Raw genomic sequence first — 7,455 nt, 5'->3', positions numbered from 1 at the left:
CCGTGGTCTTGCCGGCCCCGCCGGGTTCGGCCGGTGCCGCCCTCGCCGTCCTGCTCATCGGTCCGGCCGGGGCCGGCAAGACCACGGTGGCCCGGTACTGGGCCGATCACCGCACCGTTCCGACCGCCCACATCAGCCTGGACGACGTGCGCGAGTGGGTCCGGGCGGGCTTCGCCGACCCCAGGGCCGGGTGGGACGACCGCTCCGAGGCCCAGTACCGACTGGCCCGTCGCACCTGTGGTTTCGCCGCCCGCAACTTCCTGGCCAACGGCATCTCCTGCATCCTCGATGACGCGGTCTTCCCCGACCGCCCCGCCGTCGGTCTGGGGGGCTGGAAACGGCACGTGGGCCCCGGGCTCATACCCGTGGTGTTGCTCCCCGGGCTGGAGACGGTCCTGGAACGCAACGCCGCCCGCAGCGGCACCCGACGCCTGGCCGACGAGGAGGTGGCGGTCATCCACGGCCGAATGGCCGGCTGGTACGGATCGGGACTACCCGTCATCGACAACTCCCGGCTGGATGTCCCCACCACCGCACGCATGATCGATGAGGCGGTGACCAGGGCCCTGGTCCATCCCCCCTCCTGGTGATCCGTCGCGCGGATCCGTCGCGGGCGCCGGAATCTCCCGTCGGGCTCCGCCCGAACCCGCCCGGACGCGTCCGAGGGGCCGACGGGCCGTCCCCTGCGTAGGCTCACCGCATGTCACGCGGCACCCCACAGGCACATGCCCGGCGACGGGTCGGGATCAGGGAGGCGGCCGGGACGGCGTCCGGGTCCGCGGTGCTGGTCACCCGTCCGGCCAACATCCACTACCTCACCGGTCTCCGTCCCGCCGGGGCCGCCCTGCTGTTGCCACCGGGGCCCGCGGGGGAGGCGGGGGAGGACCTGCTCATCCTCCCGCCCGGTCCGGCGTCGGTCGAACCGGACCGGGAGGTCACGCCCCTCGCCGGCACCCTCCCCGCGATCCCGACGGACCCCGAACCCCGGCTGTCCCGCGTCTTCCATCCCGAGCCGTTGCTCGAGGCCGCCCGATTGGTCCGCACCGCCGGTGCCGGGGCCCTGGCGGTGGAGGAACACCATCTGACGGTCACCCGCCATCGGGCGCTGACCGCCGCCCTCGGCGGGGCACCCCTGGTGGACCTGGGCTGCGCGGTGGAACGCCGGCGGCTGGTGAAGGACGAATGGGAACTGGACGCCCTGCGCACGGCGGCGGAGATCACCGACCGGGCGTTGGGCGAACTGCTCGAGTCCATCCTGGTCGGACGCACCGAGCGTCACCTGGCGCTGGAGCTCGAGCGGCGTCTGGTGGACCACGGGGCCGAGGCGCCCGCGCTGCCCACCTCCGTCGGCAGCGGGCCGCATTCGGGGCTGCCGGACCACCGGCCCACCGACCGACGGGTGGAGGAGGGGGACTTCCTCACCGTGCGGCTGGGCGCCCGTCACGGGGGGTACGGCTGTCAGATCGCCCGCACCTTCGTCATCGGCGGGCGCCCCGCCGACTGGCAGATCGAGTTGCACGAACTGGTCTTCGCCGCCCAGCGGGCCGGTCGGGAGGCGCTGCGTCCCGGCGTCGAGTGCCGTGAGGTCGATCGGGCGGCCCGGTCGGTGCTGGAGGCGGCGGGTCACGGGCCCGCCCCCGGCACCTCCACCGGACACGGTGTGGGGCTGGAAATCGGGGAGGACCCCCGGCTATCACCCGTGGCCATGGGTAGACTGGGGCCTCGTGTGCCGGTCACCGTCGAACCGGGGGTACATCTCCCGGGTCGGGGCGGCGTCCGGATCGACGACACGCTCGTCGTCCGTCCCGAGGCGGACGGCGGACCGGAGCTACTCACCATCACGACCAAGGAGCTCCTCGCCCTGTAGTTCCCCGAACCGGGACGCACGGGCGGGCGCGGCCCTCGGTTCCCCGAAGCAGCAGTCTCAGGAGATTCCGCGACCGTGGCCACCACGAACGACCTCAAGAACGGCATGGTGCTCAAGCTCGACGGGGGCCAGCTGTGGTCCGTAGTCGAGTTCCAGCATGTCAAGCCCGGCAAGGGCGGCGCCTTCGTCCGCACCAAACTGAAGAACGTGCTCTCCGGCAAGGTGGTGGACAAGACCTTCAACGCCGGGACCAAGGTGGACACCGCCACCGTCGACCGACGGGGCATGCAGTTCTCGTACAAGGACGGCTCGGACTTCGTCTTCATGGACATGGAGACCTACGACCAGCTGCACATCAACCCCGAGACGGTGGGTGACACCGCCAACTACCTCCTCGAGGGCCAGGACTGCACGGTGGCCATCCACGAGGAGAACCCGCTCTTCATCGAGCTTCCCGCGGCGGTCGAGCTGACCATCGAGTACACCGAGCCCGGTGTGCAGGGCGACCGTTCCACCGGTGGCACCAAGCCGGCCCGCCTGGAGACCGGTTACGAGATCGGTGTCCCGCTTTTCATCACCACCGGTGAGAAGATCAAGGTGGACACCCGCTCCGGGGAGTACCTCGGCCGCGTGAGCAGCTGACGTGGCGGCACGCAACACGGCCCGCAAACGCGCCCTCCAGATCCTCTTCGAGGCCGACCAGCGAGGGGTGGAGCCCACGACCGTGCTCGCCGACTGGATCCGGCACTCGCGCGCCGACACCCGGCAGCCACCGGTCTCGGAGTACACCATGCGGCTGGTGGAGGGGTACACCGAACGGGCGCGGACCATCGATGACCTGATAGCGCGTCACGCCGTGGGTTGGCCCCTGGACCGGATGCCGGTGGTGGACCGCAGTCTGCTGCGGATGAGCGCCTACGAGCTGATCTGGGAGGACGACACCCCGGACGCGGTGGTCCTCGACGAGGCCGTGCGGCTGGCGAAGGAGTTCTCCACCGACGATTCCCCGGGTTTCGTCAACGGCTTGCTCGCCAAGCTCAAGGAGCTCAAGCCGGGCCTCTCCCGCTGAGGCCCCGCGTCGTGTGGCGTGTCGCCTCCTCCGCCCGGCCCGTTCGGCGCCGGGCGGACGGCTCAGCTCTCCTCGGCCTGCACCGCGCGCCGGGCATCGGCGTCCAGCACGCCCCAGCCGATCAGCTGCTCGGTCAGCACGGAGGGCGAGAGGTCGTAGATGACGGCGAGGGTCCGCAGGTCGTCCTGGCGGATGGAGAGCACCTTGCCGTTGTAGTCGCCGCGCTGGCTCTGGATCGTCGCCGCGTAGCGCTGCAGCGGCCCGCCCTTGTCGGTCGGGAGCTGGGTCAGTCGCTCCAGGTCCAGGACCAGCTTCGGCGGCGGCTCGGCGGCACCGGCAGGGGTGGTGCCCGGCAGCAGTTCCTGCACGGGGACCCCGTAGAAATCGGCCAGCTCGGCCAGTCGCTGCACGGTGACGGCGCGGTCGCCGCGCTCGTAGGAGCCGACCACGACCGCCTTCCAACGGCCCTGCGACTTCTCCTCCACCCCGTGCAGGGACAGGCCCTGCTGGGTGCGGATGGCTCGGAGCTTGGCTCCGAGCTGTTTGGCGTATTCGCTCGACATGGGACTCCCCGGACGGCGTAGTGGTAACTCAGTGTGAGATTACGCAGCGTGATAAACGCCGTCAAGCGGGGCGGCGGGGAACGCTTCCGACCTGCGGCGATGCGGACACCCCCACCGTTCCTGCTATGCTCGGCGCAGGCTGGGGTCGTACAGCTGAACGCCTCGTTCATGAGTGTTCCGTAAGCGTTCGGTTTTCGCCTTCCGGCTCGCCAGACGTCCTTTAAAGCCCGTCCCGTGAGGCGGGGAAGGAGGTCCGTTTCGCATGGACACCACCGGTACACCCGCCGATCACACATCCGATCCCGGAAACCGGCGCGCCGGGACCGCGAAGAGCCCGGGCCCCCCGGACGGGGCCGAAACCGGCCGTCCGGTCCTGGAGGCGCCCGACATCGCCCGGGTCCTCACCCGCATCGCCCACGAGATCGTCGAGCGCGCCCGCGGCGCGGAGGACGTCGTCCTGCTGGGCATCCCCACCCGGGGTGTGCACCTCGCCCACCGCCTCGCCGCCCGACTGCGCGACATCACCGGCGCCGACGTTCCCGTGGGCTCCCTGGACATCACCATGTACCGGGACGACCTGCGGCTGCGGCCGGCCCGGGCCCTCGCCCGCACCGAGATCCCCGACGAGGGTGTCGACGGCCGCCTGGTCGTGCTCGTCGACGACGTGCTGTTCTCCGGACGCACCGTGCGTGCCGCCCTGGACGCCCTGGGAGACCTCGGACGTCCCCGCGCCGTTCAACTCGCGGTTCTCGTCGATCGGGGACACCGCGAGTTGCCGATCCGCGCCGACTACGTGGGCAAGAACCTGCCCACCTCCCTGCGCGAGACCGTCCGGGTCCGCCTCGCCGAGGAGGACGGTCGTGACGGCGTCCTGCTCGGGCGACGCGAACCCTGACCCGCGGGACCGCACGGCACCGTGCCCCGGGACGCCCCGGATCCCGGGCGTCCCGGCCTGCCCCGCGGCCGTCACCCGGCCCGTCCGACCCACCTGCCTGACCCGGAAGGCAAGCGATGAAACGCCATCTCGTCTCGGCCGCCGACCTCTCGCGCGACGACGCGGTCCTGATCCTCGACACCGCCGAGGAGCTCGCGCGACTCGCCGACCGCCCCGTCAAGAAGTTGCCCACCCTGCGCGGCCGGACGGTGGTCAACCTCTTCTTCGAGGACTCCACCCGCACCCGGATCTCCTTCGAGGCCGCCGCCAAGCGCCTGTCCGCCGATGTGATCAACTTCTCGGCCAAGGGCTCCTCGGTCTCCAAGGGGGAGTCGCTCAAGGACACGGCGCTCACCCTCCAGGCGATGGGCGCGGACGCGGTGGTCATCCGCCACCACGCCTCGGGCGCCCCGCACCGCCTGGCCCGCTCGGAGTGGTTGAGCGGCAGCGTGGTCAACGCCGGTGACGGCACCCACGAGCACCCCACCCAGGCGCTGCTGGACGCCTTCACCCTGCGTCGCCGCCTGGTGGGCACCGGGCTCCGGGGCGCGGGCGCGGACCTGGCCGGCCGCCGGGTCACCGTGGTCGGCGACATCCTGCACAGCCGGGTCGCCCGCTCCGGCGTGCGGCTCCTGCACACCCTGGGCGCCGAGGTCACCCTGGTGGCGCCGCCCACCCTCATCCCGGTCGGCGTCGGGTCCTGGCCCTGCGCCGTCTCGTACGACCTGGACGCCGTGCTCCCCAAGAGCGACGCCGTGATGATGCTGCGCGTGCAGCGGGAGCGGATGAACGCCGCCTTCTTCCCCACCGAACGGGAGTACTCCCGTCGCTACGGCCTCAACGGTGACCGGATGGCCCGGATGCCGGAGCACGCGGTCGTCATGCACCCCGGACCCATGAACCGGGGCATGGAGATCACCGCCGAGGTCGCCGACTCCCCCCGGTGCACCGCCGTGGAGCAGGTCACCAACGGCGTCAGCATCCGCATGGCCGTCCTGTACCTGCTGCTGGGCGGCGCCTCCCCCGACAGCGCGTCCACGGTCCCCGCGGCCACCACCGCCCCCGCCCTTCCCGAGGAGAACCAGTGACCACCGGCAAGACCCTGATCCGCGGCGCCCGCCCGCTCGGCGCCGACCCCGTGGACGTCCTCCTGGCGGACGGGAGGATCGCCGCCGTCGGGACCGATCCGACGGGCCCCGACGCCTCCGGCGCGGAGATCGTCGAGGCGAACGGTGCCGTGCTGCTGCCGGGTCTGGTCGACCTCCACACCCACCTGCGCGAGCCCGGTCGCGAGGACTCCGAAACGGTCCTGACCGGAACCCGGGCCGCCGCCCGGGGCGGTTTCACGGCCGTCCACGCCATGGCCAACACCTTCCCCGTGGCCGACACGGCGGGAGTGGTGGAGCAGGTGTGGCGGCTGGGTCGCTCCTCGGGCTACTGCGACGTCCAGCCGGTCGGCGCGGTCACGGTCGGCCTGGAGGGCAAGCAGCTCGCCGAGCTGGGCGCGATGCACGAGTCGGCCGCCGGCGTGCGGGTCTTCTCCGACGACGGCAAGTGCGTGGACGACGCCGTGATCATGCGGCGGGCGCTGGAGTACGTGAAGGCATTCGACGGCGTGATCGCCCAGCACGCCCAGGAGCCCCGACTGACCGAGGGCGCCCAGATGAACGAGGGCACCGTCTCCGCCGAGCTGGGCCTGGGCGGGTGGCCCGCCGTCGCGGAGGAGTCGATCATCGCCCGCGACGTGCTGCTCGCCGCCCACGTCGACTCCCGGGTGCACATCTGCCACCTGTCCACCGCCGGTTCGGTGGAGATCGTGCGCTGGGCCAAGTCCAAGGGCTGGCGGGTCACCGCCGAGGTCACCCCGCACCACCTGCTGTTCACCGACGAACTGGTGCGCTCCTACGACCCGGTCTACAAGGTCAATCCGCCGCTGCGCACCGAGCGGGACGTGCGCGCGCTGCGCGAGGCGTTGGCCGACGGCACCATCGACTGTGTGGCCACCGACCACGCCCCCCATCCGCACGAGGACAAGGACTGCGAGTGGCCCGCCGCGGCCATGGGCATGGTGGGCCTGGAGACCGCCCTGTCGGTGGTCCAGCACACCATGGTGGACACCGGTCTGCTGGACTGGGCCGGAGTCGCGGAGCGGATGTCCCACCGGCCCGCGGAGATCGGTCGCCTGACCGGCCACGGCCGGCCAGTCGCCCCGGGCGAGCCCGCCAACCTGGTCCTCTTCGATCCCGACCACCGCGCGGTGGTGGATCCCGCTTCCTTCGCCTCCCGCAGCCGCAACACCCCCTACCGCGAAATGGAGTTGCCGGGCCGGGTCCGGTACACCTTCCTGCGCGGCCGGGCCACCGTCGTGGAGGGGGAGCCCGCGTGATCACCCCCTTCACCGGCTTCACCGGCTTCACCGGCTTCACCGGCTTCACCGGCCTCGGCCCCGTCGCCCCCGTGGGCACGTTCGCCGTGGAGCGTCCCGAGATCCACTGGCCGGGATACATCTCCTGGACCATCGGCATGCTGCTGGTCGTCGTCCTGCTCTACTGGTTGATGAGCCGGGGATGGGCCCGCCGGGGCTCCTTCCACTCCGACCTGCCCGAACTGCCGACTGACCCCGCCCCCGACGCCCCGGCCCGCATGGTGCTGCGGGGACGCTACTTCGGCTCCACCACCACCGAGCAGTGGCTGGACCGCATCGTCACCCGCGGCCTGGGCACCCGCAGTACGGCCGAGCTGACCCTCACCGACCACGGCGTGCGCGTGGTGAGGCCCGGCGCGCGGGACTTCTTCGTCCCCGCCGACCGGCTGATCGGAGCCCGGCTGGACCGGGGAATCGCCGGGAAGGTGCTCACCGACGGCGGCCTGCTGGTGCTCACCTGGCGCCACGGGGAACGGGTCCTGGACTCCGGGTTCCGTTCCGACCGCGCCGAGGAGCACCGGGCGTGGCTGGACGCGGTCAACAGCACGGCCGCCGAGGCCGCGGAGGGCGGACGGCCCTCCGCGTCCGTCCCCGCAC

Annotated in this window: 9 protein-coding genes; 8 read left to right on the top strand and 1 reads right to left on the bottom strand. The window is 72.1% G+C overall.

The features are described 5' to 3' along the window. Positions 1 to 2: 2 nt before the first annotated feature. The 4 genes from FNQ90_RS07520 (at position 3) to nusB (ending at position 2,936) form a co-directional block, all read left to right on the top strand. Positions 3 to 590 (top strand): AAA family ATPase, encoded by a 588-nt coding sequence (locus FNQ90_RS07520; protein ID WP_182605615.1) that lies wholly within the window; start codon positions 3 to 5, stop codon positions 588 to 590. Between the two features lie 110 nt (positions 591 to 700). Continuing rightward, positions 701 to 1,867: a M24 family metallopeptidase gene (locus FNQ90_RS07515; RefSeq protein ID WP_182605613.1), complete on the top strand. Its 1,167-nt coding sequence runs from the start codon at positions 701 to 703 to the stop codon at positions 1,865 to 1,867. 75 nt (positions 1,868 to 1,942) lie between these two features. Beyond that, the gene (gene efp / locus FNQ90_RS07510) at positions 1,943 to 2,509 is read left to right on the top strand and encodes an elongation factor P (RefSeq protein WP_143621360.1); all 567 of its coding nucleotides are present in this window, start codon (positions 1,943 to 1,945) and stop codon (positions 2,507 to 2,509) included. 1 nt (position 2,510) lies between these two features. After that, the gene (gene nusB / locus FNQ90_RS07505; protein ID WP_143621357.1) at positions 2,511 to 2,936 is read left to right on the top strand and encodes a transcription antitermination factor NusB; all 426 of its coding nucleotides are present in this window, start codon (positions 2,511 to 2,513) and stop codon (positions 2,934 to 2,936) included. A gap of 62 nt (positions 2,937 to 2,998) precedes the next feature. On the opposite strand, the gene bldD is transcribed toward nusB, so the two are convergent. After that, the gene (gene bldD / locus FNQ90_RS07500) at positions 2,999 to 3,499 is read right to left on the bottom strand and encodes a transcriptional regulator BldD (protein ID WP_143621354.1); all 501 of its coding nucleotides are present in this window, start codon (positions 3,497 to 3,499) and stop codon (positions 2,999 to 3,001) included. Positions 3,500 to 3,761: 262 nt separating this feature from the next. On the opposite strand from bldD, the gene pyrR reads away from it, so the two are divergent. The 4 genes from pyrR to FNQ90_RS07480 all read left to right on the top strand — a co-directional run. Continuing rightward, a complete protein-coding gene (gene pyrR / locus FNQ90_RS07495) occupies positions 3,762 to 4,394 on the top strand; it encodes a bifunctional pyr operon transcriptional regulator/uracil phosphoribosyltransferase PyrR (protein ID WP_228470945.1) in 633 nt (210 codons plus the stop codon). A gap of 116 nt (positions 4,395 to 4,510) precedes the next feature. Beyond that, positions 4,511 to 5,521: an aspartate carbamoyltransferase catalytic subunit gene (locus FNQ90_RS07490; RefSeq protein WP_182605612.1), complete on the top strand. Its 1,011-nt coding sequence runs from the start codon at positions 4,511 to 4,513 to the stop codon at positions 5,519 to 5,521. Next, positions 5,518 to 6,819 carry a dihydroorotase gene (locus FNQ90_RS07485; RefSeq protein ID WP_182605610.1) on the top strand — a complete coding sequence of 434 codons (1,302 nt, stop codon included), beginning with the start codon at positions 5,518 to 5,520 and terminating at the stop codon, positions 6,817 to 6,819. The genes FNQ90_RS07490 and FNQ90_RS07485 overlap by 4 nt, the downstream gene beginning before the upstream one ends. A gap of 71 nt (positions 6,820 to 6,890) precedes the next feature. Continuing rightward, a partial coding sequence (locus tag FNQ90_RS07480; RefSeq protein WP_182605617.1) for a PH-like domain-containing protein occupies positions 6,891 to 7,455 on the top strand: 565 nt, incomplete at its 3' end.

Source organism: Streptomyces alkaliphilus (assembly GCF_014141535.1).
GTDB lineage: Bacteria > Actinomycetota > Actinomycetes > Streptomycetales > Streptomycetaceae > Streptomyces > Streptomyces alkaliphilus.
This window is presented reverse-complemented; position numbering and strand designations above follow the sequence as displayed.

Bases quoted from the DNA above. Each gene is read 5' to 3' on its own strand.
- FNQ90_RS07515 (WP_182605613.1), top strand. From the start codon at position 701: ATGTCACGCGGCACCCCACAGGCACATGCCCGGCGACGGGTCGGGATC.
- bldD (WP_143621354.1), bottom strand. From the start codon at position 3,499: ATGTCGAGCGAATACGCCAAACAGCTCGGAGCCAAGCTCCGAGCCATC.
- pyrR (WP_228470945.1), top strand. From the start codon at position 3,762: ATGGACACCACCGGTACACCCGCCGATCACACATCCGATCCCGGAAAC.
- FNQ90_RS07490 (WP_182605612.1), top strand. From the start codon at position 4,511: ATGAAACGCCATCTCGTCTCGGCCGCCGACCTCTCGCGCGACGACGCG.